Below are 26,727 nucleotides of genomic sequence, written 5' to 3' on the forward strand. Positions count from 1 at the left end.
GCCACCAAATGGTGACGAACTAACCGAATCTGGTATTACTTATCGCTGGAAAACAGCGGTTGGCTGGATGGGGGCAGCAGCCCGGCGGCCTCGCCGCGTCGGAACAGCTCGGCCACCGCGGCCTCGCCTTCGGGGCCCACGTCCAGCGAAAAGCTGTTCACATAGGTGTGGATGTGGGCCCAGATAACCTCGTCCTGCAGTTCCTGGGCGTGCTGCTTGATGTAGGCCACCGTTTCTTGGGGGTGGGCGTAGGCATACTCGAGGCTCGCACGCACCGCCCGGTCGAGGGCCCGGATGGTATCCGCCCCCAGGTCGCGCCGGGCCAGGATGGCCCCCAGCGGCAAGGGCAGGCCGGTCAGGCCCTCCCACCACTCCCCCAGATCCAGCAGCTTTTGTAGCCCGTGCAGGTGGTAGGTAAACCGCGACTCGTGGATGATCAGGCCAGCGTCCACCGCGCCCTGGGCAACAGCGGGCATTATCTGATCGTAGCGCATCTCCACGGGCTCAAAACCCGGGCTGTGCAGGGAAAGCAGCAGAAAGGCCGTGGTGTAGCGGCCAGGAATGGCGATTTTTTTACCGCGCAGCTCTCCTAGTGGGTGTTTGGCAACCAGCAGCGGCCCCACCCCCCGCCCCAGGGCCCCGCCCGACCGCAGCGCCACATACCGATCGCGCAGATGGCCGTAGGCCGCGTAGCTGATCTTGGTTAGCGGGAGCCGCCCTTCCAGGGCCCAGCGGTTCAGGGTTTCCACATCCTCCAGTTGTTCGGTGATGGGAAAGGGGGTGGCAACCTTGCCGTGGGCCAGGGCATAGAAGATAAAGGTGTCGTTGGGGCAGAACGAGTAGCCTAGCTGCATGCTGTTTATGTTATCGACTGGCCCAAAGCCGCAAAGTGAGCCCGGCCGGTTGATAAACTAGGATCGTGCGGTATCTACGGGTGCTGGGTCGTTTTTGGGGAACTGCGCTGGCCGCCGAGCTCGAGTACCGGGGCAATTTTGTACTGGCGGCCCTCTCGTCGCTGGGGGGCGCGGCGGGGAGCTTATTTGGGATCTCCTTGCTTTACCAAGGTGGCTACCAGCCGGGCGGGTGGCGCTTCGAGGAGGCTTTGCTGGTGCTGGCAGCCTTCCTGATGCTGGATGGCCTGGCTTTTACCCTGCTTTCCCCCAACCTCAACCGGGTGGTGGAGCAGGTGCAGAAGGGTACGCTCGATTTTGTGCTGCTCAAGCCGCTGGATAGCCAGTTCTGGCTATCCTTTCGCACCCTTTCCCCCTGGGGCCTCACCGATGGCCTGATCGGACTGGCCCTCTGGTTCTACGCCGGTAGCCGCCTGCAGTTTGCTGCATCCGATTACCTGGTAGGCTTCGGGCTCTTGGGGGTGGCCTTTGTGATGCTGTACAGCCTGTGGTTCATCATCGGCAGCAGCAGCATCTGGTTTGTGAAGGTGGCCAACGCCACCGAGGTGCTGCGGGCGGTGCTCGAGGCTGGGCGCTTTCCCGTGCAGGCTTTTCCGGCGGCCTACCGCTTTGTCTTTACCTTTGTGGTGCCGGTGGCCTTCCTTACTACCGTACCCGCCGAAGCCGCTTTAGGCCGGCTGACCCTTGTGAACCTGGGCCTGGCTGTGCTCATAGCCCTGGGCCTGCTGTGGTTTTCCCGGGCCTTCTGGCGTTTTGCTCTGCGGAGCTACACCTCGGCCTCGAGCTAAGACCGGTTACCCAAACTTGTAAGGCGCTGACCAAGCCCCAGCGCTGTTTTGCTCACCAGACTTGACAATATTACACTCAAGTTTCATAATAACACTGATATGAATCTGGAGCGCTACACCGAACAAGCCCGCCAAGCCATTGCCCAGAGCCAGGTGCTGGCCCGGGAGTCGTCCCATTCGCAGATCGACCTGCCGCACCTGGCCGCGGTGATGCTGCGGGATGCCGCGGGTCTGCCAGCACGGATTGTGCAAAAAGCCGGGCAGAACCCCCAAAATATCTACCAGGCCGCCCAGAGCGAACTGGGCCGGTTGCCCAGGGTTTCGGGCACCGAGGGGGGGCAGTACCTGTCGTCCCGCCTGGCCTCGGCGCTGGGGCGGGCCGAAAAGCTGGCCGATGAGCTGAAGGATCGCTTCGTGGCCCTGGACACGCTGCTCTTGGCCCTGGCCGAGACCGGGTATGGGGGGTTGCAGGCCAGCGCGGTTCGGCAAGCTCTGCAGGAGATTAGAGGAGGAAGAACCGTGAACAGCGAACACGCCGAAGGAACCTACAACGCCCTCGAGCAGTACGGTCTCGACCTGACCCGCCAGGCCGAGGAGGGCAAGCTCGACCCCGTGATCGGGCGCGACGAAGAAATAAGGCGGGTAATTCAGATTCTGCTGCGCCGCACCAAGAACAACCCGGTGCTGATTGGTGAACCGGGGGTGGGCAAGACCGCCGTGGTTGAAGGATTGGCCCAGCGCATCGTGAAGGGCGACGTGCCCGAAGGGCTCAAGGGCAAGCGCATCGTAAGCCTGCAGATGGGCTCGCTGCTGGCGGGGGCCAAGTACCGGGGTGAGTTTGAGGAGCGGCTCAAGGCCGTCATCCAGGAGACCGTGCAGAGCGCGGGCCAGATTATTCTGTTCATCGACGAAATTCACACCGTGGTGGGGGCCGGCAAGGCCGAAGGCGCGGTGGACGCGGGCAACATGCTCAAGCCGGCGCTGGCCCGGGGCGAGCTGCACCTGATCGGGGCCACCACCCTCGACGAGTACCGCGAGATCGAGAAAGACCCGGCCCTGGAGCGCCGCTTCCAGCCGGTGTTTGTGGATGAGCCCAGCCTCGAGGAGACCGTCAGCATCCTGCGCGGCATCAAGGAGAAGTACGAGGTGCACCACGGGGTGCGCATCTCCGACCCGGCCCTGATTGCGGCGGCCCAGCTTTCGCACCGCTACATCGCCGACCGCAAGCTGCCCGACAAGGCCATCGACCTGGTGGACGAGGCCGCGGCCCGGCTGCGCATGGCCCTGGAGAGCAGCCCCGAGAGCATCGACGCCCTGAACCGCCGCAAACTCCAGCTCGAGATCGAGCGCGAGGCCCTGAAAAAGGAGACCGACGCCGAGAGCAAGTTCAGGCTGGGCGAGCTGGAAAAGGAGATCGCCGAGCTCGAGGCCGAGATCAAGAAGCAGCAGGCCGAGTGGGAGGCCGAGCGCGAGATTATGCAGAAGCTCCGCGCGGCCCAGCAGCGCCTCGATGAGGTGCGCACCCAGATCGAGCAGGCCGAGCGGGCCTACGACCTGAACAAAGCCGCCCAGCTCCGCTACGGCGAGCTGCCGAGGCTCGAGCAGGAGGTCAACGAGCTCTCCGACCGCATGGCCGGGGCCAAGTTTGTGCGGCCCATGGTGACCGAGGAGGACATCGCCGCCATCGTCTCGCGCTGGACGGGCATCCCGGTGGCCAAGCTGATGGAAGGTGAGCGCGAGAAGCTCCTGCGCCTGGAGGACGAACTGCACAAACGGGTGGTGGGCCAGGACGAGGCCATCGTGGCGGTGGCCGATGCCATCCGGCGGGCCCGTGCCGGCCTCAAAGACCCGGGCCGGCCCATCGGTTCCTTCCTCTTCCTGGGCCCCACCGGCGTGGGCAAGACCGAGCTGGCCAAAACCCTGGCCGCCAGCCTCTTCGACACCGAAGAGAACATGGTGCGCATCGATATGTCGGAGTACCAGGAGAAGCACACCGTGGCCCGCCTGATTGGGGCCCCGCCGGGCTATGTGGGCTACGAGGAGGGCGGCCAGCTCACCGAGGCGGTGCGTCGGCGGCCTTACTCGGTGGTTCTCTTCGACGAGATCGAGAAGGCCCACCCCGATGTGTTCAACGTCCTGTTGCAGGTGCTCGACGACGGCCGCCTGACCGACGGCCAGGGCCGCACGGTGGACTTCCGCAACACCGTGATCATCCTCACCTCCAACATCGGCTCGCCCCTCATCTTCGAGGGCATCCAGTCGGGCCAGAGCTACGAGACCATCCGCGAGCGGGTCTTTGGGGTGTTGCAGCAGCACTTCCGCCCCGAGTTTTTGAACCGCCTCGACGAGATCGTGGTCTTCCGCCCGCTGGCCAGGGAGCAGATCGCAGCCATTGTGCAGATCCAGCTCGAGGCGGTGCGCAAGCGCCTGGCCGAACGCCGGATTACCCTCGAGCTCTCGCAAGAGGCCCTCGACTTCCTGGCCCAGCGCGGCTACGACCCGGTCTTTGGGGCTAGGCCCTTGAAACGGGTCATCCAGCGGGAGCTCGAGACCCCCCTCTCGCGCAAGATTCTGGCGGGCGAGGTGGCCGATGGTGCCCATCTGTACGTGGGCAGCGGCCCCCTGGGCCTCACCTTCGAGGTGCGTCAGGCTGCGGTGGCCTAAGGAGATACCGTCTGGGGCCTTGGCGGCCCCAGACGTCTGTTGATTAGGAGTAACCATGGCTGTATCCGACAACATCACCACCTGTATCCATTGCGGCGCTAAAAACCGCCTGGGCAACCCCCCCGCCGGCCAGGTGCCGGTCTGCGGGGCCTGTAAAAAGCCCCTGCCCTGGCTGGTGAACGCCACCCAGGGCCTCACCCCCGAGCTTCAGGCCAGCGTGCCGGTGCTGGTGGATTTCTGGGCCGAGTGGTGCGGGCCCTGCAAGATGATTGCCCCGGTGCTCGAGGAGATCGCCCGCGAATACGCGGGCCGGCTCAAGGTGGTCAAGCTCAACGTGGATCATCACCCCCTGGCCCAGAGCGCCTACCACGTGCAGGGCATCCCCACCCTGATCCTCTTCAAAAACGGCCAGCCGGTCGAGCGCATTGTAGGGGCGGCGCCTAAGCATATGCTCCTGCAAAAACTCCAGCCCCATTTGTAGGGAGCGGGCTACCCATTCCGGCGCTGGGGTATGGTGATGTATATTCGTGATGTATGATCCGGAAACAGGTTTACCTAACCCCCGCAGAAGACGCCAAGCTCAAGCGTCTGGCGCAAGCGACCGGGCGCACCGAGGCCGAGATCATTCGCCTGAGCCTCGATCTTCTCCCGGAGGAAGAGGCCCCCGTGTTGCTCAACCTGGCGCGGGAGGGCTTGCTGGAGTTTCCGGAGCACCCCTGTACGCCGGCTAAAGCCCAGGAAGCTTTCCAGCGTTATCTAGCACAGGTAGGGAAGCGCCGGCTGGGGCTGTCCCAGGCGGTTATCGAGGGGCGGGAGGGGCGGTGATCCCTCCGTACCTGGATACCTCGGCCCTCATCAAGCGCTACGACCCCCAGGAGCCTGGGGCCGAGGCCGTGAGGGCCCTGCTGGAAAAGGCGAAGGTGGTGCTCACGAGCGCCTTGACCCCAGTAGAGGCGGTTTCCGCCTTCCGTATGAAAGAGCGGAGCGGGGTTTTCAGTGCGGAGGAGGTGCACCTGGCTATAGAAGTGCTGGAGGCCCACACCGCTCTACAGTACCGCCTGGTCTCGCCCGGACCCCCGGTGTACCGCGAGGCCAAGCGCCTTCTTTTGAGCTATAAGTTGCGGGCCTACGATGCCCTACAACTGGCCACCGCCCTGGTGGCGGTTCGGGTAGGCGGCCTCGAGGCCGGGGCCCTGGAGTTCTGGACGGCAGACCGCGACCAGGCCGAGGCGGCGCGGGCCGAAGGGCTATCCGTCAGGCCGTGTTAGTTCATAAGTCACTAAAACTACTTGACAATACTACACTCAAGTTTTATACTTTCCTACGTAAAGGAGGTTGCTATGGTTCGGTACAACCCTTTCCGCGAGATTGAACAACTGCAAAACGCACTGCTGCGCAACTTTTTCACCCCCACCACCGAAAGCGCCAACACGCCCTTGGTGGACGCGCTCGAGGATGCCCAGGGCATTCACCTGGCTGTTTACCTGCCGGGTGTCGAGCCCTCCAACGTTGAGGTAACCACTGAGAACAACACCCTCACCATCCGGGCCGAGCGCCCCTTCAACAAGCCCGAAAATGCCAGCCAGTGGCGGCTCGAGGGGCCTTACGGCAAGTTCGAGCGCAGCTTCGTCATCCCCAACACCTTCGACCTGGGCAAAATCGAGGCCACCTTCAAGCACGGTATCCTCTACCTCGATATCCCCAAGGCCGAAGCTGCCCAACCCCGCCGCATTGAAGTTCGGGTCAACCCGTAAGGTTTGTAGCTAGCACCTGCCCCCGCTTGGCGGGGGTTTTTTGTTGTGCTTGCTGTAATCTGTGGGCATGTTCCCGCTGCACGACATCAACCGGGCCCACCGCCGCCCGTATGTGGTCTACCTGCTGGTGGTGCTGAACCTTGCGGGGTTTGTGTATACCTTTGGCCTCACCGACCCCGCCGCGGTGATCGGGGCCTATGGCTTTGTGCCGGCGCGCTTTGTGGCCGACCCCTTCGGCGAGTGGGTCACCCTCTTCAGCAGCATGTTTTTGCACGGTAGCCTCTTACACATTCTGGGCAATATGTGGTTTTTGTGGGTCTTCGGCGATAACATCGAAGACCGCCTGGGCCACGGGCGCTTTTTGCTCTTCTACCTGCTGGGCGGGGTTGCCGCCGCCCTGATTCAGGGCCTGGTGAGCGGTTTTTCCAGCGACATCCCCATGATCGGGGCCTCGGGGGCCATCTCGGCGCTGCTGGGGGCCTACATCGTGCTCTACCCCCGCGCCCTAATCCTCTCGCTGGTGGGCTGGATACCGGTGCCCATTCCCGCCGTTATTTACCTGGGCTACTGGCTCCTGATCCAGTTTGTGGGCGATTTTATGGGCGAGGAGGGCATCGCTTTCTGGGCACACATAGGCGGGTTTGTGGCGGGGGTGGTGTTGATAAGGTGGTTTGAAGGCAGACAGTCTGGACGGAGACGGTACTAGGCAGTCTTAGCGGCAAACTAACCCGACCGAGGTGCAAAAAGATAGCCTCTGCCTAGGCCACATATGAGATCACTTGGCATTTTTCAAACGCTCGAGCAGCCTTGGTGCGCTGGTGCGCCAGGTTTCGTAAAATGGTGTGAGCGCGCCAAAAAAATTACCAGACTGATAACCCTTGAAATCGGGGGGAAAACGGCTCAAACCCAACTCCAACACCCGTATTGCATCACTTGGCCGGTTGAGGTCTGTGGCTAGCTCAGCAAGCTGCAAGTAATATATCGGGTTGGCTAGAGGAAAAACTTCGATAATCTGCTGCAGAAGCCTCATCTTCTCTTCTGGGGCTCGAGCGTGTTCAAGCTGGGTTCGATAGACCCAAAGGCTCTTGGGATTGAGCCGCGCAGCCTCGCTCAGCAGTTTGTTCTGCTGAAGTTCGGGAACCCGCTCGAGCTCGGTCAGCACGGCTGGGCGATACCCCAGGTAACGGCTAACCGCACAGTTGTGTTCGCAGGGCCAGTACCACCAGACAGCCAAACCCAGCCCAAGACCCAGTCCTACAATTGATTTTGGGTTCAACCATTGCCTGATTGTAAGTGAACTATAACCCCCCCGATGGCATGATCGCTGTTAGATTTTCAGTATGACCTTGATTTACAGATGGTGGTGGGCAGTTTACGCAGCAGTTTACCCCCTGATATTCGTGCCATCAGAACGTGGGTTTTGGGGACTTAACTATACTTACCATATAACTTTTACCGTGGTATTTGTGCTGGGAGCGGCCTTTTTTGAATGGTTCGCCCACCCGCACCTTCGTCTGCGGGATATTCGTTTGCTGCCAAAAATTATATGGCAGCACAAGCCGGTTCTTTTTACTTTGCTATTTGGTCTCTGGGGGGTGCTAGCTGCTTTTTTCACGCCTGTTCCAGCGGTAGCCTTGATGGGAAGCTTAGCAAGAAGTGGAGATGGTGCGCTGGCATCACTGCTATTTGTTTTTGTGTTGGTTTTCGTATACATCCAAATATGGCGTGACTCCAAGGCGCTGGAGTGTGTGGCCTTGGGAGTAGTGGCCTCGGGAATCTTGCTTAGCCTGGGATCTGTACTCGAGATTGCCCTGGGAAAAGGGCTGATTTTCGCACCTCCATCACCTGCCGATTTACCCATTGTGTCTTTTCCACAAAAGGGTCATTTGGCAGGCTACTTGGTAGCTACATTAGGTGTTGCTCTGGCCTTTTGGTTTCACAAGCCTGGCTGGCCTTTCTTACTGACAAGCTTGATAATCGCCTTTGCGTTAGGCCTAACTTACAACCGGGCTGCATTTTTGGGCTTGGCTACTATTTTGCTAATTGGAGTCTGGCGGTATCCGCGACTGGGCTTATGGGCTTCGGGACTTACTATCCTGGCGGTGCTGGCGGGGATTGGATGGACCCAGGCCAGGGGCGTGGGAGGACAAAAAGAGCTTGCCAGCACAGGATCTATGCAAGCCCGGCTGCTTTTCTGGAAGGCGGCCTGGGGAGGCATATTAGATCGGCCGATCTGGGGCTGGGGAGGCGGCAATTTTGACTACAACTGGCCCTTGTTCCTTAGCCCCTCCGAGCAGGAGCAGTTTTTACGCCTTGAGGTTGGGGCCTACAAGATGATTGACTACATAAGCACACCGGGCACGGTGCCGGTCTGGGTGGTAGAAAATGAAAAAGGTCAGCGCTACACCCAGAGTATTGTGCTGTGGAAGTCGCATAATCAACTGCTAGAAGTGGCCTTGCAGCGGGGCTTGGTTGGGCTGGGGCTTTACCTAGCGCTCTTAATTTATAGCTTGCCCGCCTTCTTGCGGCTTACGCTGGGAGCCACCGGCCTTTGGGCCTACCATGTTTTTTTACTGCTGTGGTTCATTCCCTTTTTCTCTGAGGGGGTTTTATGGGTTCTGTTTGCACTGGCTGTTGCTGAGGCCAATCGACAAAAGAAATAAGGGGGAGCCAGAGCTCCCCGGTATGGTATGAGGTCGGATTTGGATTAGGGCATCTGGCCTGTGCCCGAAAGGCCGCTATAACTAACGGTAGCTGTCGCACCGTAGACCAATACCTGGCAAAAAGTCAGGGTGGGGCGGGCCAGGGGCTGAACTTGATAGCTTCCTGCGCTAAAGCCATTCATGCAATCGGTTGGGAGTGTGCTGGCCAGCACATTCTCTGAAAGATAGGCGTTGGCAGCGTAAACAACGTTACGCAAATACATCTGTTCGGCCCTTAGAAAAGCAGCGTTGCGGGCGTGTAGCAAATTGGGCAGCAGTACGGCGGCCAGAATCCCGATGATGGCAATAACGATTAGGAGCTCAATGAGGGTAAAACCGGGCCGTGTAGGCATGGTCGCTCCTTGCAATAAGCCCCCTGGAGGAGTGCCACCAGGGGGCTTGCCTAATACAAGAGTGGCTACTGGATGTTACCGCTGCTAAGGCCGCTATAGGACACAGAAGCCCGCCCGTCGCTGGTGACGCTCACGGTGCAAGTGTTGAGGGTGCTGGGAGCGGTGCCCGCGCCGTAGTTGCCGACGCTATAGCTGCCCGTGCAGCTGGTAGGCACCGAGCCAGCGCTCGCTGTGACGTTTTCAGCCAGGTACGCGTTGGCGGCCTTGTACACGTTCTGGGCGTAGGCCTGCTCGGCGCGAATCTGGGCGGTGCGGCGGGCGTTGAGCAGGTTGGGGATCAGCACCGCGGCCAGGATGCCGATGATGGCGATGACGATCAGGAGCTCGATGAGGGTGAAACCGGACTTCTTCATACTTTCTCCTAAGGGTTCCGCACCGGTATATGGTATGGGTGCGGTATTGCGTAGTGCAGATAAAGCTTTGGGCCTCATGGGAGCGGGCCGATTCCCGAACTCCAGGGTTTAGTATAGCGGCTGGTTTTGCAGGGCTTGTGGAATTTGACCCAACTTAAGCCCCCAAGCGTTACGTGGGCTAAAGGCTTGGTAGATTGGTGTTTATGGAAGTTAATCGGCTCATCGAGTTGGGGCGTTACGAAGAGGCCCGTAGCCGCATTCTGGCGGGAGAAGAAGGCGATGCCGACGGGCTGGCGGTGCTGCTCGAGCTGCGCGACTGGCTACGCCTGAAGGAGTACGACAGAGCCCTGAAGGTGCTGGAGCAGGACGGCGACCTGGTGCAGGGCTATCTGGATGTGGTGCAGGTTAAGGCGGCCATTCAGGCGTTCGAAGCCGAGGACGAGCAGCAGATCAGGGCCTACCTGGGCCATCCCCACCTGGGGGCAGAGGCCTGGGCAGTGCTGGGGCTGGTATACATCTCGCAGGGCGACCGTGTGCAGGCCCGGCAGGCCTTTGAGGCTGCCTTGCAGACCGACCCCCGCCACTTTAGGGCCAGAACCAACCTGGCCAACCTGGCCCTCGAGGCCGGCCAGATCGATGAGGCCATCCGGTTGTACCAAGAGGTGCTCCGGCTGAACCCCGACTACGCCCTGGCCCACCACAACCTGGGTGCGGCCTATCGCAAGAAGGGCCAAATCGATAAAGCGGTCTACCACATTAAGCAGGGCCAGCGCCTGCAGATGCGGCCTGTGACACGCCCGCCCCGAGCGCCCACACCGGGAGCCCCGCTGCCCATGCCGGAGCGCAGGTTTTTGCTGGGGGGCCGCTGGTGGCTGTGGCTGCTGGTGCTGGGGTTGGTACTCTGGCTGGTCGGCCGTCGGCCTTGAGGCCATGTTTGACACCGGCTCGAGCATCTGTGAAGGCTGGACGTTCTCTTGGGCCTGTAAACCCGTTGATGCTACCGAAATGCGTTATGCCAGCTAGCCCACCACCTCCAGCCGGGCATAGCGCAGGGCCAGCTTGCGCACCCCATCGGCAAAGGCCACCGTGGCCACGCCATCGTCCAGGCTGACCACCAGCCCCGTGCCAAACTGAAAATGCCGCACCTTTTGCCCCAGCGATATTTCAGGAGCTTTGGGCTTAAGCAAGAAGCGCTCGAGGTCGGCAAACTCCCCCACCACCCCCTCTCCCGGCTCCACATCGAAGGCTTCCCAAAGGCCCCTGGCTTCCGGGGTGAGACCCAGCGCCTCGAGCCAGCCCGCCCGCTCGGCGCGCGCGAACAGGCGCAGCACCTTGGCGGCGATGGGCTGGGCCTGCTCGGCGTTCCACCAGCTATGCAAGAAGCGCTCGAGGCCCAGCTTGTGGGCCCCCTGGGCCAGGGCCAGGGTCTGGGCGGTGGAGAGCTCCTCGGCCTTCATCCCCAGGGCCTCCCCTACCCGCCCCACAGCCTCCAGCACCTGCGGGTACCCGGCCTCTTGCAAGAAGGGCGAGAGTGGCAGGCTGGAGAGGGCATAAAGAAAGGTATGCTGCGAGCTGCGGGTCAGGGCCACGTAAAAGAGGCGGCGCTCCTCCTCGAGGTTCTCCGAACCGCTGTAGGGCAGGGTGCCTGCGTTGCAGTCGGGGATGAAGACCAGCGGCCATTCCAGTCCCTTGGCCCGGAAGATGGTCATCAGGCTCAGGCGTTCGCGGGTGTCCGGCGCGGGCTCGTCGCCCAGGTGTTCCTGGGCCAGCCGCTCGAGGTGCTGCAAGAGTTGGGGCACACGGCCCTTGTCGCGGGCGTACTCCAGGAAGGCCCGCACCCCCTCGGCCCGGCCCACCCCCACCTCGTAGAAGCCCGAGGAGCGCAGCAGATGACGGCAGTACTCCAGGCGGACCTCGAGGGCCACCAGCACATCATGGGCCGAGCCCTGGGCTATGGCCCCACCCAGCCACTCAAAAAGCTCGGCCAGCTCATATAGGCGCCGGGCCACCCGCTCCTCAGCCCCGGCCACCTCGGCCCGCAGCGCCTCCACCAGCGAAGCCCCCCGCTCCACCCGCCGCCAGACCGCATCGGCCAGGGCCCGGCTCAGGTAGCGCTTGGGGGTGTTGTATGTCTGCAGCCAGAGGCGCTTGCTGGGGTTCAGGGCCAGTTGCAGGTAGGCCAGCAGCACCTGGATCTCCGGGCGCTGGTAGAAGGGCGTGCTGCCCACCACCCGGTAGGGGATCTGCCGCTCGATCAGGCATTGCTCGATGTAGGGGGTCTGGGCATAAAGCCGCACCAGCACCACCATCTCGCTGAGCCTGCGGCCCTGGGCCAGCAGTTCAGCAATATCGCTCACCAGGCGCTGGGCCAGGGCCGGGGTGTGGGGTTCCAGGCGAAGCTGCACCTGGCCCGCAAAACCCCTGGTCAGGCTCAGTCGTTTGGGCTCGCGCTGCTGGTTGTGGGCAATCACCCGCCCGGCCAGCACCACCTGCGGGGCGGGGCAGCGGAAGGTGTCGCGGATCAGGTATTTTTTGGCCCCATAGCGCTGGGCGAACTCGAGGATGAAGCGCGGGCTGGCCCCCCGCCACTCGTAGATGGTCTGGTCGTCGTCGCCTACCGCCATGTAGTTGCGGTGGGGCTGGGTGATCAGGTCGAGCATCTCCGACTGGGCCAGGTTCACGTCCTGGAACTCGTCCACCAGCACCGCCTGAAAGGCCTTCTGCACGGTCTGCAGAATCCCGGGGTAGCGCACCAGCACCTCCCAGCCGGTCATGAGCATGTCGTCGAAGGTGAGGAGGCCTTCCTCCCGGCGCACCTGCTCCATCAGTTTGTACAGCTCCAGGTACCACTCGAGCTCCTTGGGCGCCTGGGCCTGGCTCGCCACCCGCAGGGCCGCCGGGGGCAGCCCGGCCCCTTCTAAGTCGGCGTACTGCAGGTTGCCCTTGCAGGCCCCCACGTAGCTCAGAAAGTCCTCGGCCTCGAGGTTCTCCAGCTCGGGCACCCAGGGCAGTCTGAGTTCCCGCGCCCGCCGCAGGGTGCGCTGCAAGAGGGCCTGTTCGGAGCCCTCTTCCCTGGCCTCGCTTAGCTTCAAAAGCCCCTCCGAGGCCGCCTTGCGCACGATGCGGTAGCCCAGCGCATGCAGCGTGGAAACCTGGATGCCCTGGGTGTGGGGCCAGCGCGAGAGCGCCCGCTTGAGGTCGTCTACCGCCAGGCGGCTAAAAGAGGTGGCCAGAATCTTGCGCGGCTCGAAGACCCGCTCGCGCACCAGGCGCTCGAGGCGATGCACCAGTGCGGTGGTCTTGCCGGCCCCGGCCACCGCAAACACCAAGGCCGGCCCCTCGTTGTGGGCCACGATGGCTTGTTGTTCGTCGGTGAGGCGCAGCGACACGGCCCGAACAGTCTACTCAAGAACCGGCCACTCCCCTAGGTTTCGGGCTCGAGGCCGGCTTTTCCGAAAAGCGCTCTAGGCAAACTGCAAACGCCGCCCTTTGGGCGCGGGGACGGGATCGCCAAACTCTTTGGCAGTCTCGATCCAGAGCTCGATGGCCTGCTGCGCATTGGCCAGCGCAGCCTCTGGGGTGTCACCGTGCGCCATACAGCCCGGCAGCTCGGGCACCTCGGCGATAAAAACACCATCTTCCTGGCTCCAGTAGATGATGATCTCGTACTTATACACTATTCCTCACCCCCAAGTTTGTACCGGGTAATCACCGCGCGAACCTGCCGCACCTGGTACGGCTTGGCCTTGCTTCCATCTTGCTGAAGATTGATCCGATCCTCAATACCCTCCTTGCGGAAAATGTGGTGGCTTCCTTTTACCCGCTCCTCAAAACCCAGGTGAAGCAGCAACTGCCGGAGGTCGTCAAAGTCTATGTTGGCATCGGCAGTACCCCGCAGAACTTTTAGAAGCAGCTTCTCAAAACGGCCCATGGCAGATAGCATCAAGCAAACCGGTACAGCTTCCCTGCCAGCGTGGCCACGTAAAGCGCCCCCCGGTAGGGCAGCGGGGGCACCTGGATGGGGCCTAAGCCGGTGGCCTCGAAAACCAAACGACCGCTTCTGGCCTCCACCCCCAGCACCCGGCCCTCCTCGGTGCCCAGGTACAGCACCCCGTGGGCTATGGAGGGCGCCGCCGTGACCTTGCCGACCGGCAGGCTCCAGATCTCGTCGCCGGTCTTCTGGTCGAGGGCGTGGAGCCTACCGGCCCAGCTCGCCGCGTAAATGTAACGCTCGTCCAGGGCCGGGGCCCCCCAGAGCTCGCCCTCGAGGTCGAAACTCCACTGCACCTCGCGGGTGAGGGGATCAAAGGCGTGAATCTCGCCCGCCCAGGTGGGGATAAAAAGCAGGCCGCCGCGGGCCGGCAGGGCGGTGTGCACCGGCCCGGTCTCCACCTTGTAGCGCAGGTGTCCGCTCAAAGGGTCGAGGGCAAAAAGCCAGCCGCCCTCGCTGGCCACGAACAGAAGCCCCCGGTAGAGGGTGGGCGAGGCCGAAAGCTCGCTACCGGCCTGGAAGCCCCAGCGCAGGGTGCCGCTGGCATCCAGGGCGTACAGAAAGCCGTCGCGCCCGGGCAGGTAGATGAGCTCAGCCACCAGCGGGGCCGCGGTGATCTCGGCGCGGGTGGGAAAGCTCAGGATGGGCCGCCCGGACAGTGACATGGCGGTCAGGCGGCCATCCCAGGCCGCCACATAGACCCGTTCCTCGGTTACCACCGGCGGGGCCGAGACCTCGTCGCCCAGGCGCTGGCGGTGAACCGAGCCGTCGGTTAGGTCGAGCCGGGCGATGCCCTGTCCGGCCCCCACCCACAGGCTGCCCTCGCGGGCCACCAGCTCCCCCGGCCAGGCCACCTGGCCCGAGAGGTCGTGGGTGCCGCGCAGCTCGAGCTTCTCGGGCCGCGCGGGGCCGCTGGGGTAGTGGCCGCTGCGGCCGGCCCCCGCCCGCGGGGTGGCCGAGAGGCGCTCACGGTAGCGGCGCAGGGTTTCCTCCAGCACCGCGTGGGCCGTGGCCGCGCTGGCCGGGCGCTCGCCGGGGATTTTTTGCAAAAGCGACTGAATCAGCTCGGAGACCTCGAGGGGAATGGCCGGGTTCAGGCTGTGCGGGGGCCTGGGCGGCTCGTAGACGTGCTGGTAGAGCACCGACTGGTCGTTTTCCCCTTCGAACAGGGGCTTGCCGGTAAAGGTGCGGTAGAGCACCGCGCCAAAGCTGTAGAGGTCGGCCTGGGGGGTGAGGGCCAGGCCCTTGGCCTGCTCGGGGGCCATGTACTCCGGGGTGCCCACGGTGATGCCGGTGCGGGTGAAGTGGCGGCTTTCCTGCATCAGATAGGCCAGGCCAAAGTCCATCACCTTGGGCTGGCCCTCGGGCGTGACCAGGATGTTGCGGGGGGTGAGGTCGCGGTGGATCACGCCTCGCTGGTGCAGGTGCTCTAAGGCCTCGAGCACCCGCGCCGAGGCGGTCAGGAGGCGCAGGCCCTCGAGGCCGTCTTCGAAGGGGCCCAGGCGGTCGTAACTGCCGCCCTCCACCAGCTCCATCACAAAATAGGTGCGGCCCTCCTCCTCGCCGATATCGAAGACCTGCACCACGCCGGGGTGGGAAAGCTTGGAGAGGGCCTTCACCTCGCGGAAAAAGCGGCTGCGCTCGCTGGGGGGCAGGTAGGTGTGCAGAATCTTGACCGCCACCAGGCGATCCATGCGCTCGTCGGCGGCCCGCCAGACCTCGGCCATCCCCCCTTCGCCCAGGGGGGCCAGCAGCCTGTAGCGCCCGGCCAGCTTAACCTTATCCGTGGTACTCATGGGCTACGCCCCCATTATGAATCAGGCGGTGTTTTTCCGATAGCTGGCTAGCAAAGCTGGGTCAGCCCAGCCGGTCGCCCACCCGCAGGCGGGCCCCCCTCGCCCAGTCGGCGGCCGGCATGGGCTTCTTCCCCTCGGGCTGCACCTCTTTCAGCAGGAGGCTCCCCTGCGCGGCGGCCACCCATAGCCCATCGGCCAGGTGCAGAACCGTGCTTGGTTCGGCACGGGTTGTAGGCCGTTCCGGCACATCCCTCGACATCTGCAGAACCTTCACCCGCCTGCCCTGGTGCTCGAACCAGCTTCCCGGCCAGGGCTGTACCCCCCGGTGGCGGTTGTAGATTTCCTCGGCGCTACGCTCCCAGACGATTTTTCCGTCCTCTTTTTGCAGCATGGGGGCGTGGGTGCCCAGGGCGGGCTGGGGCTGGGGTTGCAGGTGCTCGAGGTCGGCCAGGGCCTCCAATAACAGCTCGATCCCTTTGTCGCGCAGGCGGTTGGAAAGCTCCACGGCGGTTTCCTCGGGATCCACCGGGGTGCGCCAGCGGGCCACCACCGGGCCGGTGTCCATGCCCACGTCGGTCTGCATGATGCAGACGGCGGTCTCGGTCTCGCCGTGGATCAGCGTCCACTGCACCGGGGCCGGGCCGCGGTACTTGGGCAGGTCGGAGGGATGCAGGTTGAGGAAGCCGAACCGGGGAATTTCCAGCAGTTCGGCAGGCAGAATTTTGCCGTAGGCCGCCGTGACCGCCACCTCCGGGCCGATCTCCCGGAAAAGCTCCGTGAACTCGAGGTTCTTGCGCAGCTTGGCGGGCTTCTCGACCCGCAGGCCCTGGGCCTCGGCCCAGGCGGCCACCGGGCAGGGCGTGAGCTTGAGCCCCCGGCCCGCCGGTTTGTCGGGCTGGGTCACCACCAGCACCACCTGGTGCTGCTGGTAGAGGGCCTCGAGCACCGGCACCGCCCAGGCCGGGGAGCCGAAAAAGGCCACCCTGCGACGTGGGTTGGAGTGGGTTGGGATGGTCTCGCTGGTCATCGCTTGGCTTCTCGCAAAAAGGCCTTGGCCTGGCGCTGGAACTCGGCCAGGTCTTCGCGGTGCTCCTCGAGGAATTTCTGCCGGTCGGCAAAGGACATGCGCTGGAAGAACAGGATGCCGTCGAGGTGGTCGATCTCGTGCTGCATAACCACCGCCAGGTAGCCCTCGGCCTCGAGCACCTTCTTCTGGCCGTGCTCGTCCTGGTACTCGACCCGCACCTCTAGGTCGCGCTGGGCCCCCTCGGCGTACAGGCCCGGCAGCGAAAGGCAGCCCTCGAGGATGGACTGCCGGCCCGCGCGGTAGGTGATGACGGGGTTCACCATCACATACAGCTGCTTGACGCGGGTCTTGAGGTTGGCCTCGGGGCCTTCCTCCTCATCGTCGTCCAGGTACTCGGCGGCCACAAACAGCCGCTGGCTCACACCCACCTGCGGGGCGGCCAGCCCCACCCCCCGGGCCTCGAACATGGTCTCGAGCATGTTCTCGGCTAGCTGGGGTATGCCGCTAAAGTCCTGCACCGGCAGGGCTTTTTTCTTCAAGACAGGGTCGCCGTACAGGCGGATGGGAAGAATCTCGGCCATATCTTTGTTGATTGTACCGGTAGGAAGACGCGGTTATTGGGAGGCAGGCCCGCAGAGCGTTTCCCACGAATACCCAGTACAGCGTATTTTGCTGTACTGGGTAAATTGCCTGCCACCGTGGGGCAGGCAATTGTGGGAAACGCGAGCAGGGCTAAGCATCCTTGGTCACCCTCCCCAGCGTGTTCACGATGATCACCCCCACCAGCGCAATACCCCCGCCCACCAGGGCCAGCAAGCCGGGCACTTCCCCCAGCCAGAGGTAGGCAATCAGGGTGGCAAGCACCGGGGAGACATACAGAAAACTGGTCACCTGCGAGGCCGGGGCGCGGCTCAGGGCGTAGTTCCAGGTCAGGTACGAAAGGCCGCCGGGCAGCACCCCCAGGTAGATCACGCTCCAGGTGGCCTGGGGCGAGGCCGCCCGCACCTCGGCTAAGAGCCCCGGCCAGAAGGCCAGAAGGGGCAGCGTACCGGCCCAGATGGTGTAGGCCGTGAAGTTGAGGGGGTTGTACTTACGTGCCAGGCGCCGCTGGAACACAAAATACACCGAGGTCACAAAGGCCGAGAGCACAATCAGCAAAGCGCCGGGCTCGAGCTGAAAACTACCGGGATGGTTGCCCACCGCAATCAGGGCCACCCCGGTAAAGGCCACCGCAATGCCCAGCCAGCCCCAGGCCGAGAGCCGCTCCCGCAGGAAAAAATAGGACATCAGGGCCACAAACACCGGCCCCACCGCAATCAGGAGGGCCGCCGGGCCAGCTTTCACCGTGACCTGCCCAAAATTGAGGGCGGTGTGGTAGACGGTAATGCCCAAAAACCCCAGCCCGAAGATGGCCGGCCAGTCGCGCCGCTCGGGCATCGGCATCCGCACCCACAGGGCATAAATCAGCATTACGCTCGAGGCCACCAGAAAGCGCAGCAAGGTGAGGTGCGCGGGGCTGTAGTCGTGCAGGCCGGCCCGGATCCCGGCAAAGGCCGAGGCCCAGGGCAGGATGGTGAGGGCAATGGCGAAGAGAACTCGAGCTTCCATCCAAACCAGCTCCTCTACGGACGATCTCTTATCGGCAAGGGAAGGGTAGGGCTTAGGGCTTCAGGGGAATGCGGTGGCTGTAGCTGATGCTGTTGCCCTGGCGCAGGCCCAGCCACAGCGCTTCCAGGGTGCTGGGGAGGGTGAGCTCGAGGCGCACCGGCCCCGCAACGTTCTGCCAGAAGCGCGGTTGTGCGCCCACCGCCAGGGTGAAGCTGCCCGCCGGCAGGCCCAGCGAGATGCGCTGGCCGGGTACAGCGCTCCGCTCCAGGGTCTGCTCGAGGCGCAGGCCGCGCTGGCCGTTCTGGGTGGCCCACCAGGTCTGGCCGTCGAAGAGCGCAAAGCTCACCTCGGCGCTGGGGGGCAGCTCGAGGCGGGCTTGGATGGGGGGGTTGAGCCGGGCATAGAGGTTGTTGCCCACAAACACCCCCACCGTACCGGGGGCGCTCCCCGAAAGAACCAGAACGGTGCGCTCGGCCTGGGCGGGGGTCAGGCGCACCTGGGGGTCGAAGGGCCGGGCGATGAAGTTCTGCACCACCATCACCCGCTGTCCCTGGCGCACCAGGGCCACCCCCAGGTGGGTGAACTCCGGCTTGAGCAGGTTGGCCCGGTGGCCGGGGCTGTTCATCCAGCCCACCAGCGCCCGCTGGGGGATTTCGGGGTCGGGGTAGCCCTCGAAACGGGCCAGGTTCTCCCCCACCATGACCTCGAGCACCCCCGCGGCCCGCATCCGCTCGGCAGCCCCCAGGCCCTCCGGGTTCTGGTGGGCAAAGAAGTTGCGCTCCAGCATATCCCGGGCGTGCCCCAGGGCTGCCTTGTAGGCCAGCGCGTCCCATTGCAAGGGCCGCAGACCGCGTTCCTGGCGTACCTGGTTGGTTCGCTGAAGCACCTCCAGCTCCAGGGCGCTCTGGGCGAAGGCAACGGCCCAAAGCCAGGCCAGAAGCAGCAAGGCCCAGCGCATCCCCACCCCTAGGCCGGCACCAGGCTGTAGAAGAAGCTCCGGCTGAAGGGCCGGGTCTCCAGCAAGCCATTCACATCGTCCAGCGTGACGGCCTCCACCTTGCGGGCCACCTCGCTCAGGGGCTCGTAGCTCTGGTTGTAGAGGTACTGGAGGCCCACGCTCATCAGGCGCTGCATGGGGGTTTCGCCAGCAAACACCAGGGCGGTGGCCAGTTTGTTTTTGGCCCGCTCGAGCTCCTCCGGGCGCACCCCCTGGCGCTCGAGGCGGGTGAGTTCCTCGCGCAGCACGGCCTTGACCCGCTCTTCGTTGGCGGGGTCGGTCTGGGCGTAGATGTAAAACATACCGGCCTGGTCGGCCTCGTCTACCCCGGCCCCCACCGACTCCACCAGCCCTTTATCGGTCAGGGCCCAGTGCAGGCGGCTGTTGCCCTCCTCCCCCAGGATGTTGGCCAGGATATGGGCCGCGTAGCGGCGCGGGTCCTGGGCCGAGACCCCCGGGGCAAAAACCGCCAGGTAGGTCTGGGTGGCCTTGGGGTAGGGTTCGCGCAGCTCGCCCACCGCCGGGTTCAGCGCCGGGTAGGCCCTTTCGGCGCGGCCCTTGGGCCAGGAAGCGGTGAGCGCGGCCACCTGCTCGAGGGTGCGCTCCCAGTCCACCCGGCCCGCCAGGGCCAGCACCAGGTTGGAGGGGGCGTAGCGCCGGGCCTGGTACAGAGCCATCTGCTCGCGGGTCAGGGCGGTGATGGACTGGGTGGTGCCCAGCACGCTATTCCCCAGCGGGTGCCCGGCAAAATAGCGGGCCCGCCCCCAGTCGAAGAGCATCACGTTGGGGCGGTCTTCGTAGAGGGCGATCTCCTCGAGGATGACCTGCTTCTCGGTCTCGAAGTCTTCCTGGCGCAAAGCCGGGCGCATCAGGTCGCTCCACAGCTCCAAGAGCCGGGGGGCGAACTCGGGCAGCACCGCCCCGTAGTAAACGGTGTTCTCCTCCGAGGTGTAGGCGTTGTACTGGGCCCCCATCTGGTCGAACTCGAGGTTGACCTGCAAGGCGTCGCGCCGCTCGGTACCTTTGAACAGCATGTGCTCCAGAAAGTGCGAAACGCCCGCGATCTCCGGGGTCTCGTCGCGGCTGCCGGTCTTGCAGAAGTAGCCCAGGGCCACACTCTTGGCCTCGGGGTTGATCTCGGCGATGACGGTGAGTCCGTTCTCAAGGGTGGTTTGTCGGAAGGTCAGGGTCGGTCGGGTCAGGGTCATGGTTACTCCGGGAAGCAGATCTATTCAGCAGCCACCAGCTTGCGCGGCCCCAGGGTGGCAATCCAGGGGTTCTGGTAGGGGTGGGCGGCCAGGTAGCGGTTGATGCGCGCCACGTCTACGGCTGCAATCTGGGCCTCGATCTCGTCCAGGGTGCGCACCCGGCCCAGCAGGTAAAGGTCGCGGGCGATGCTGGCGGCCCTCGAGCGCGAGGACTCGTCCTGCATCACCAAAGCCGCCCGCAGGCCCACCTTGGTGCGCTCGAGCTCCTCCTCGCGCACCCCTTCGGCCAGGCGGGCAATTTCGGCCTGCATCACCCGCAGGGTCTCGTCGGCCCGCTCGGGGGTGGTACCGGCGTAAGCGGTCAGGTAGCTGTAGCCTTTGACACCGTTGGGCGCAGCGTAGACCGAGTAGACCAGGCCCCGCTTCTCCCGCACCTCGGTGAACAGGCGGCTGCTGCTGCCCCCCGAGAGCACCTGCGCGGCCAGGCGGGCGCTGTAGAACTCGGGGTGCTCGAAGGAGATGTCGGGGTAGATCAGGCCAATCTGCACCTGGGCGGTCTCCTGCTCGAGGTGCAGGGTGCGCACCGGCGCCAGCTCAACCGGTGGGTAGCCCGCCCCCGCCCCGCTCCAGGCTCCAAAAGCGTTCAGGACAGCCTGCCTGGCCTCTTCAAAGCCGATACCGCCCACCAGGGCCAGAATGGCCCCCTGGGGGGCGTAGCGCCGGGCAAAGTCGGCCCGCAGGGCCTCGGCGGAGATGGCTTTGAGGTGGGCCTCCTGCCCGCTGGGGTTGCGCCCGTGGGGGCTGGCAAACACCGCCCGGCGCAGGGCGGCCAACATCTTCTTGGGGGGCTGGTCTTCCAGTGCGGCCAGCTCCTGCAGGGCGATCTGCCGCACGGCCTCGAGGGCCTCGCTGGGCAGGTGGGGGCGCATCAGCACATCGGCATACAACCCCAGCACCGCCTCCAGCTTGTCGGCCAGGAACTGCGCGGCAAAGGTGGTGTACTCGAGGGCGCTGCTGCTGCCCCGGCGCACCCCCAGGTCGTCGAAGGCCTCGGCCAGGGCCCTCGCGTCGCGGCTGCCGGCCCCTTTCCATAGCCAGCCCTCCAGCAGGCTGGCCGCGCCCTCCATGCCCTCGGGGTCGTTCACCGCGCCCACCGGAACCAGAAGCTGCATGGCCACACCCGGTGTCCAGGGGCGTTCTTCCACGGCCAGCGTCAGGCCGTTGGGCAACACTTCAACTTGAGATAAAGCCATACCCACCAAGTATACGAACCAGCCTTTCCCAAACCATGACCTTTTTGACATTGCCGAAGGCCCACCACAAAAGAATCTGGGGGCTTCGCTAGAATGAAAAAAGAGGAGCACGTGACCCGCGAAGAGCTCAAAGCCCGCCTCATCCGCCCCATCGCGCGCGAACTGGCCGATGGGGCTCAAGACCGGGTGGTGGCCGGGGGCCTGGAAAAGCTGATTCAGAACCTGGGCCAGCCCTTCCCCGAGGTGGGCCGGCTGCTGGCCGGGTACCGCCAGATGGAGGTCGAAGCCCGCAAAGAGCGGCTGATAAAAGCCCTCGAGCTGCTGGGGGAACAGGTTGCCCCGAGCCCACCTTCACGCCCCGAACCCCCCGCCGCCAGGCCCGGTACGCTGGAGGCTGTGAGTTTCGACACCCCCGTGGAAGCCCTCTACCTGGGGCCCGGCGGCAGAAAAAAGCTGGCCGAGCTGGGCATCCGCACCCTGCGCGACCTGCTGCATTACTACCCCCGCCGCTACGAGGACCGCCGCACCCTGCAAAGCATCCGCGAGGCCCCGGACGGGGCCAAAGCCACCGTGGTGGGCAAGGTGCTGAGCCGGGAGCTGGTCAAAACCCCCAGAAAGGGCCTGCAGCTGGTGCAGGTGCGCTTCATGGATGCCTGGGGCTGGAAGTTTACCGGCGTCTGGTTCAACCAGCCCTGGGTGCTCAAGCAGTTGCCCGAGGGGGCCAGCCTGGTCCTGTCGGGGCGGGTGCAGAAGCGCGGGGGTGTTACCTCGCTGATGGTGGAGTACTTCGAGGACGAGGGCGGCGAGTCGCTCTCCACCGGACGCATCGTGCCGGTCTACCCCGCCAAAGAGGGGGTGGGGCAGGCTTTTTTACGGCGGGCGGCCTGGCGGGCCCTCGAGGCCTTCCACACCATACCCGACCCCCTCGAGGCCTACTTAAAGCAAGAGGCCCTGATGCCGCTGGACAGGGCGCTGCGGCAGGCCCACTTCCCCGGCTCGGAAGAACAGCTCGAGCAGGCCCTCCAGCGTCTCAAGTTCGACGAGTTCTTGCTTTTAGAGCTCAAGGTGATGATCGAGTCCGGGGGCTCGGCGCTTCTGGGCCGGGTCTTCCGGGTCACCCCCGAGATGCTCCAGCGCTTCCGCGCCGCCCTGCCGTTTACCCTGACCGGCGCGCAGGAACGGGTGCTCTCGGAGATCCTGGCCGATATGCAGTCCGAGCGGCAGATGGCCCGGCTGGTGCAGGGCGACGTGGGCTCGGGCAAGACCGCGGTGGCCGCCGCCGCGCTCTTTGTGGCAGCCCAGAACGGGGCCCAGGGGGCTCTGATGGCCCCTACCGAGATCCTGGCCAAGCAGCACTTCGAAAACCTCACCCGCTACCTCTACCCGCTGGGGGTTTCGGTGGATCTGCTGGTGGGCTCCATGTCGAATGGCGAAAAAAAGCGCGTGCTGGAGCGGATCAAAAGCGGCCAGACCCAGGTGGTGGTGGGCACCCATGCCCTCATCCAGGACGGGGTGGTATTCCACGACTTAGGCCTGGCGGTCATCGACGAGGAACACCGCTTCGGCGTGCTGCAGCGCCGCCGGCTGCTGGGCGCTCGCCCCGATGTGCTGGTGATGTCGGCCACCCCCATCCCGCGCTCGCTGGCCCTCACCCTGTACGGCGACCTCGAGGTCTCCCAGATCGACGAACTTCCCCCCGGCCGCACCCCCGTCCGCACCAAGATCCTCACCCAGAAAACCCGCACCCAGGCCTACGCCTTTGCCCGGCAGGAGATCAAAAAAGGCCACCAGGTCTTCGTGGTCACCCCCATGATCGAAGAGGGCGGGTCGGAGGCCACCGCCGAACTGGCCGCGGCCACCCGGCTGCGCGAGGAGCTGGAAACCCTACTCCCCGACGTGCGCATTGACCTGCTGCACGGCAGGATGAGGCCCGAGGAAAAGGACGCAGTGATGGAGCGCTTCAAACAAGGGGCTTTCGACCTTTTGGTCTCGACCACCGTGATCGAGGTGGGGGTGGATATTCCCCAGGCCACCCTGATGATCATCGAAAACGCCGAGCGCTTCGGGCTGGCCCAGTTGCACCAGCTGCGCGGGCGGGTGGGGCGGGGGGGGCTGGAGTCCTACTGCATCCTGATCGCCGGCGAAACCTCCAAGCGCACCCTCGAGCGCCTGCGGGTGATCGAGGAATCCACCGACGGCTTCTACATCGCCGAGCAGGATCTCAGGCTGCGCGGCCCCGGCGAGCTGCGGGGCACCCGCCAGTCGGGCCTGCCCGACCTGCGGCTGGGCGACCTGGCCTCCGACCAGGCCATCATCGAGCAGAGCCGGGCCTTGGCCAAGGCCATTCTGGAGGCCGACCCCTATCTGGATAGGCCCGAACACGCCCTCTTAAAGCGCGAACTCCAGGCCCGGGCCGAGGCCATTGGCTTCCGCGAGGTGATTTAGAGGGGGTTCGGCACGCCCCGGCATTTTGCAGTAGCATAAAGCCATGTCCCTGGAATGGGCCTTAGGGGTGCTGGTGCTGCTGGCGCTGGTCGCGCTGACCTCCTTCCAGCTGGGGCGCCTGAGCCAGCGTTCGGGCGCTCCACAACAGCCGCGGAAGCGGCCCAGCCACCCCTCGGTGTTTGTGGATATGGACGACCGCCCCCCCATGGAGATCGACTTCGAGGCCGGCATCAGGGCCAATCAATCCTCCAAGCGCAAACACCCCAGCCGCGACGAGGCTTCCAACTGATACCAGATTCGGTTAGTTCGGCGCCGGATGGCGGCAAACTAACCCGACCGAAGTTATCCGCGTAGTGGAGGGCGATACCGCCCCTTGGAAGGGATACGCTTTCTTCGCCGAGCGTAGCGAGGGGTGTGCTCTAGGAGCCTCTGAATGTTTCTTGTTTGAAGATTATCTTTTTGAATCCGGTATGACCACCCCCTGACCAATCCGGGCTACCTTAGCGTTGTGGAAGGGCTTGTGTCGTTGCTGCTGCTTCTGGTGGTCGCTGTACCGATCCTGGTGCTGCTATGGCAGGGTGTCCTCGAGGGTGCCCCAGCCGACGAGGCCCTGGAGTAAATCAGCCTTTCCAAGCAGCCGCAATGGCATTGCCCACCGCCCGGCGCAGTTCCTGGACGCCGGTTTCCCGGTGCCGGCTGGGGTGTACCCGGTTGGTCAGCAAAACCCAGGCATAGCCCCGCTCAAAATCCATCCAGACCCCCGTTCCGGTAAACCCGGTGTGTCCCAGGGTCTGGCGGCTGCACAGGCTGCCGCCGCTGTAGGGAGGGTTTGGCACAAGCCAGCCCAGGGCCCGCTCGGCATGCTGCGGACGCCGCATCTCCGCCAGTGCCGCCGGGGAGAGCACCTCGCCCTTCATCAGACGGTGGACATAGGCCAGAACACCCTTCAGACTGCCAAAAAGCCCGGCGTGCCCGGTAGCACCGCCCAGGGCAAAGCAGTTCTCGTCGTGCACCTCACCCTGCAGAACCCGCCCGCGCCAGGGGTCGTGCTCGGTAGCAGCACACTGCTCGGGGTTGGGGGGGTTGAACACCAGGCCCTCCGGAAGGGTAAAAACATCCAAGCCCTTACCCCTTACCCGCTCCAGCACCAACCCCAGCAGGATGTAGCCAATATCCGAGTACACATGCGCGCCCGCCGGCCCCACTACCCAGCGGTGCTGCAAAACCCGGTGCTTGAGGGTGTGAGCCTCCCCACCCCAGGTATAAACGGCCTCCCAGGCCGGCAACCCGGCCACATGCGTTAGCAGCTGCCTTAGGGTGCGGCTGGGCAGCTCGTTTCCCTGCATCCAGGCCAGCTCGGGCAGGAAGCTCGAGAGCGGGTCGTCCAGGTCGGCCAGCCCCTCCTCCACCAAATGCAGCACCTGCGGCACGGTGAAGAGCACCTTGGTCAGGCTGGCCAGGTCAAAAAGGGTATCGGGGTCAACCGGTGCTGGTTTTTGCAGGTGCTTGACCCCGCTGCAAAACATCTCCATGGAACCATCCAGGCCCACCACGCCCAGTGCAGCCCCCGGTATTCGACCCGATTCAACCGCGCTTGTAACAATCTGCGAAGCCTTTTTGAGCATGACCCCCCCAGTCTATATCGCTCACAGAGCGAATAGGGGTAGAGTCTGGGCTATGCGCGTTTTAGGTCTGATGTCCGGCACTTCGGTGGACGCGGTGGATCTGGTGCTGGCCGAGCTGGAGGGTCGGCCTCCTAAGCTCGACTGGCGGGTGCTTCGCCACAAAGAAGCCCCTTTTCCGGACGAGCTGCGCGCCCAGATTATCCGCACCTTGAAGTCGCAGGTTACGACCCGCGAGGTGGCCCTGCTGCACCATGCCCTGGGCCGTTTTTATGCAGAAGCGGCTGCCGATTTCAAGGGCCAGGTAGACCTAGCAGCCTCCCACGGACAAACCGTCTGGCACGAACCCCCCCACACCACCTTGCAAATAGGCGAGCCCGCTTACCTGGCGGAGGCCCTGGGCGTACCGGTGGTCTCCGATTTTCGCCCCTCCGACCTGGCCCTAGGCGGGGAAGGTGCGCCCTTGGTACCCTATCCCGACCTGCTGCTCTATGGAGAAAAAGGGGTCAACAGGGCCATCCACAACATCGGGGGCATCTCCAACCTGACCTACCTGCCCGCCGACCTGAACCCCAGCAAGGTGCTGGCCTTCGACACCGGCCCTGGCAACGCCCTGCTCGACGAAGCCGCAGGTCGTTTGGGGCTGCACCAGGACACCGATGGAAAGATAGCGGCCTCGAGCCTCCCCGACCTCAATCGGGTAGAAACCTGGCTGCAACACCCCTACTTTGCCCGCACCCCCCCCAAATCGACCGGGCGCGAAACCTGGAACCTAGAGCAGCTCGAGCAGGACGGAACGCTTCCACCGGCCCGGCTCCTCGCCAGCCTGACCCTGTTCACGGCCCGCTCCATCGCCCAGGCCTACCAAGCATTTGTGATACCCATGGGCCTCGACGAAATCTGGGTGGCTGGCGGTGGAGCCTACAACCCCACCCTCATGCAACACCTCAAGGCCCTGTTACCGGTTCCGGTATATACCTTTGCAGAAAGGGGGCTGAACGCCAAGCACCGGGAGGCCCTGTGTTTTGCAGTGCTGGGGTATTTGCGCTACCTCGAGCTGCCCAACGTCCTGCAACAAGTTACAGGGGCGAGCCAGAGCGCCATCGCGGGCAAGATCACCCTGCCTTCTACCCGCCGTGGTCTAACCGGTTGAAGCCCTGGCATGGCTGGCTTGATGGCGGGGCCTCGAGTGCCA

Annotated in this window: 27 protein-coding genes; 12 read left to right on the plus strand and 15 right to left on the minus strand. The window is 64.2% G+C overall.

Annotated elements, in window-relative coordinates; translation table 11 throughout:
* Window positions 1–35: 35 nt before the first annotated feature.
* Window positions 36–854: a menaquinone biosynthesis family protein gene (locus MTAI_RS10660; RefSeq protein WP_027888255.1), complete on the minus strand. Its 819-nt coding sequence runs from the start codon at window positions 852–854 to the stop codon at window positions 36–38.
* A 65-nt stretch (window positions 855–919) separates the two neighbouring features.
* Here MTAI_RS10660 and MTAI_RS10665 point away from each other — a divergent pair, with 65 nt between their 5' ends.
* The 7 genes from MTAI_RS10665 to MTAI_RS10695 all read left to right on the plus strand — a co-directional run bounded on the left by MTAI_RS10665 (window position 920) and on the right by MTAI_RS10695 (window position 6,823).
* Window positions 920–1,699 carry an ABC transporter permease gene (locus tag MTAI_RS10665; protein WP_027888254.1) on the plus strand — a complete coding sequence of 260 codons (780 nt, stop codon included), beginning with the start codon at window positions 920–922 and terminating at the stop codon, window positions 1,697–1,699.
* A 99-nt stretch (window positions 1,700–1,798) separates the two neighbouring features.
* Window positions 1,799–4,363, plus strand: coding sequence for an ATP-dependent chaperone ClpB (gene clpB, locus MTAI_RS10670; RefSeq protein ID WP_027888253.1), 2,565 nt, complete (start codon window positions 1,799–1,801; stop codon window positions 4,361–4,363).
* Between the two features lie 55 nt (window positions 4,364–4,418).
* Window positions 4,419–4,844 (plus strand): thioredoxin, encoded by a 426-nt coding sequence (gene trxA / locus MTAI_RS10675; RefSeq protein ID WP_013013172.1) that lies wholly within the window; start codon window positions 4,419–4,421, stop codon window positions 4,842–4,844.
* Window positions 4,845–4,897: 53 nt separating this feature from the next.
* The gene (locus MTAI_RS10680; protein WP_027888252.1) at window positions 4,898–5,188 is read left to right on the plus strand and encodes a CopG family transcriptional regulator; all 291 of its coding nucleotides are present in this window, start codon (window positions 4,898–4,900) and stop codon (window positions 5,186–5,188) included.
* Window positions 5,185–5,631, plus strand: a complete 447-nt coding sequence (locus MTAI_RS10685; RefSeq protein ID WP_027888251.1) for a type II toxin-antitoxin system VapC family toxin — start codon at window positions 5,185–5,187, stop codon at window positions 5,629–5,631. The genes MTAI_RS10680 and MTAI_RS10685 overlap by 4 nt, the downstream gene beginning before the upstream one ends.
* 72 nt (window positions 5,632–5,703) lie before the next feature.
* A complete protein-coding gene (locus tag MTAI_RS10690; RefSeq protein WP_027888250.1) occupies window positions 5,704–6,117 on the plus strand; it encodes an Hsp20/alpha crystallin family protein in 414 nt (137 codons plus the stop codon).
* A gap of 67 nt (window positions 6,118–6,184) precedes the next feature.
* A complete protein-coding gene (locus MTAI_RS10695; protein WP_027888249.1) occupies window positions 6,185–6,823 on the plus strand; it encodes a rhomboid family intramembrane serine protease in 639 nt (212 codons plus the stop codon).
* 69 nt (window positions 6,824–6,892) lie between these two features.
* Here the strand turns inward: MTAI_RS10695 and MTAI_RS10700 are convergent, their stop codons facing one another.
* The gene (locus MTAI_RS10700) at window positions 6,893–7,393 is read right to left on the minus strand and encodes a tetratricopeptide repeat protein (protein WP_245453114.1); all 501 of its coding nucleotides are present in this window, start codon (window positions 7,391–7,393) and stop codon (window positions 6,893–6,895) included.
* Window positions 7,394–7,457: 64 nt separating this feature from the next.
* On the opposite strand from MTAI_RS10700, the gene MTAI_RS10705 reads away from it, so the two are divergent.
* Window positions 7,458–8,780 (plus strand): O-antigen ligase family protein, encoded by a 1,323-nt coding sequence (locus MTAI_RS10705; RefSeq protein WP_081698403.1) that lies wholly within the window; start codon window positions 7,458–7,460, stop codon window positions 8,778–8,780.
* 44 nt (window positions 8,781–8,824) lie between these two features.
* Here the strand turns inward: MTAI_RS10705 and MTAI_RS15730 are convergent, their stop codons facing one another.
* Window positions 8,825–9,172 carry a type II secretion system protein gene (locus tag MTAI_RS15730; RefSeq protein WP_027888246.1) on the minus strand — a complete coding sequence of 116 codons (348 nt, stop codon included), beginning with the start codon at window positions 9,170–9,172 and terminating at the stop codon, window positions 8,825–8,827.
* Between the two features lie 65 nt (window positions 9,173–9,237).
* A complete protein-coding gene (locus MTAI_RS10715) occupies window positions 9,238–9,585 on the minus strand; it encodes a type II secretion system protein (RefSeq protein WP_027888245.1) in 348 nt (115 codons plus the stop codon).
* A gap of 203 nt (window positions 9,586–9,788) precedes the next feature.
* On the opposite strand from MTAI_RS10715, the gene MTAI_RS10720 reads away from it, so the two are divergent.
* On the plus strand, window positions 9,789–10,511 hold the full coding sequence (locus tag MTAI_RS10720; protein ID WP_223299709.1) for a tetratricopeptide repeat protein: 723 nt from the start codon (window positions 9,789–9,791) through the stop codon (window positions 10,509–10,511).
* Between the two features lie 93 nt (window positions 10,512–10,604).
* On the opposite strand, the gene MTAI_RS10725 is transcribed toward MTAI_RS10720, so the two are convergent.
* The 10 genes from MTAI_RS10725 to MTAI_RS10770 all read right to left on the minus strand — a co-directional run bounded on the left by MTAI_RS10725 (window position 10,605) and on the right by MTAI_RS10770 (window position 21,465).
* The gene (locus MTAI_RS10725) at window positions 10,605–12,974 is read right to left on the minus strand and encodes an ATP-dependent helicase (RefSeq protein WP_051349839.1); all 2,370 of its coding nucleotides are present in this window, start codon (window positions 12,972–12,974) and stop codon (window positions 10,605–10,607) included.
* A gap of 75 nt (window positions 12,975–13,049) precedes the next feature.
* On the minus strand, window positions 13,050–13,262 hold the full coding sequence (locus MTAI_RS10730; RefSeq protein WP_027888243.1) for a type II toxin-antitoxin system HicB family antitoxin: 213 nt from the start codon (window positions 13,260–13,262) through the stop codon (window positions 13,050–13,052).
* Entirely contained in the window at window positions 13,262–13,516 is a 255-nt protein-coding gene (locus tag MTAI_RS10735) for a type II toxin-antitoxin system HicA family toxin (protein ID WP_027888242.1), read from the minus strand. The genes MTAI_RS10730 and MTAI_RS10735 overlap by 1 nt, the downstream gene beginning before the upstream one ends.
* An 11-nt stretch (window positions 13,517–13,527) precedes the next feature.
* Window positions 13,528–15,372 (minus strand): serine/threonine-protein kinase, encoded by a 1,845-nt coding sequence (locus MTAI_RS10740; RefSeq protein WP_027888241.1) that lies wholly within the window; start codon window positions 15,370–15,372, stop codon window positions 13,528–13,530.
* Window positions 15,373–15,433: 61 nt separating this feature from the next.
* Complete coding sequence (fmt, locus tag MTAI_RS10745; protein WP_043982687.1) at window positions 15,434–16,399, minus strand: methionyl-tRNA formyltransferase; 966 nt, start codon at window positions 16,397–16,399, stop codon at window positions 15,434–15,436.
* Entirely contained in the window at window positions 16,396–16,980 is a 585-nt protein-coding gene (gene def / locus MTAI_RS10750) for a peptide deformylase (protein WP_027888239.1), read from the minus strand. The genes fmt and def overlap by 4 nt, the downstream gene beginning before the upstream one ends.
* A gap of 151 nt (window positions 16,981–17,131) precedes the next feature.
* A complete protein-coding gene (locus tag MTAI_RS10755; protein WP_027888238.1) occupies window positions 17,132–18,007 on the minus strand; it encodes a DMT family transporter in 876 nt (291 codons plus the stop codon).
* 52 nt (window positions 18,008–18,059) lie between these two features.
* A complete protein-coding gene (locus MTAI_RS10760) occupies window positions 18,060–18,965 on the minus strand; it encodes a CAP domain-containing protein (RefSeq protein ID WP_036197144.1) in 906 nt (301 codons plus the stop codon).
* An 8-nt stretch (window positions 18,966–18,973) separates the two neighbouring features.
* Window positions 18,974–20,212 (minus strand): M16 family metallopeptidase, encoded by a 1,239-nt coding sequence (locus MTAI_RS10765; RefSeq protein WP_027888236.1) that lies wholly within the window; start codon window positions 20,210–20,212, stop codon window positions 18,974–18,976.
* Between the two features lie 20 nt (window positions 20,213–20,232).
* The gene (locus MTAI_RS10770; RefSeq protein ID WP_027888235.1) at window positions 20,233–21,465 is read right to left on the minus strand and encodes a M16 family metallopeptidase; all 1,233 of its coding nucleotides are present in this window, start codon (window positions 21,463–21,465) and stop codon (window positions 20,233–20,235) included.
* 93 nt (window positions 21,466–21,558) lie between these two features.
* Here MTAI_RS10770 and recG point away from each other — a divergent pair, with 93 nt between their 5' ends.
* Both recG and MTAI_RS10780 read left to right on the plus strand, forming a co-directional pair.
* Entirely contained in the window at window positions 21,559–23,910 is a 2,352-nt protein-coding gene (gene recG / locus MTAI_RS10775) for an ATP-dependent DNA helicase RecG (protein ID WP_036197143.1), read from the plus strand.
* Between the two features lie 43 nt (window positions 23,911–23,953).
* The gene (locus MTAI_RS10780; RefSeq protein WP_027888233.1) at window positions 23,954–24,199 is read left to right on the plus strand and encodes a hypothetical protein; all 246 of its coding nucleotides are present in this window, start codon (window positions 23,954–23,956) and stop codon (window positions 24,197–24,199) included.
* Between the two features lie 331 nt (window positions 24,200–24,530).
* Here MTAI_RS10780 and MTAI_RS10785 read toward each other — a convergent pair whose 3' ends face one another.
* On the minus strand, window positions 24,531–25,535 hold the full coding sequence (locus MTAI_RS10785) for a serine hydrolase domain-containing protein (protein WP_027888232.1): 1,005 nt from the start codon (window positions 25,533–25,535) through the stop codon (window positions 24,531–24,533).
* Window positions 25,536–25,587: 52 nt separating this feature from the next.
* Here MTAI_RS10785 and MTAI_RS10790 point away from each other — a divergent pair, with 52 nt between their 5' ends.
* Window positions 25,588–26,685, plus strand: coding sequence for an anhydro-N-acetylmuramic acid kinase (locus MTAI_RS10790; RefSeq protein ID WP_027888231.1), 1,098 nt, complete (start codon window positions 25,588–25,590; stop codon window positions 26,683–26,685).
* The last annotated feature ends 42 nt before the right edge of the window (window positions 26,686–26,727 follow it).

Source organism: Meiothermus taiwanensis WR-220 (assembly GCF_003568585.1).
Taxonomy (GTDB): domain Bacteria; phylum Deinococcota; class Deinococci; order Deinococcales; family Thermaceae; genus Meiothermus; species Meiothermus taiwanensis.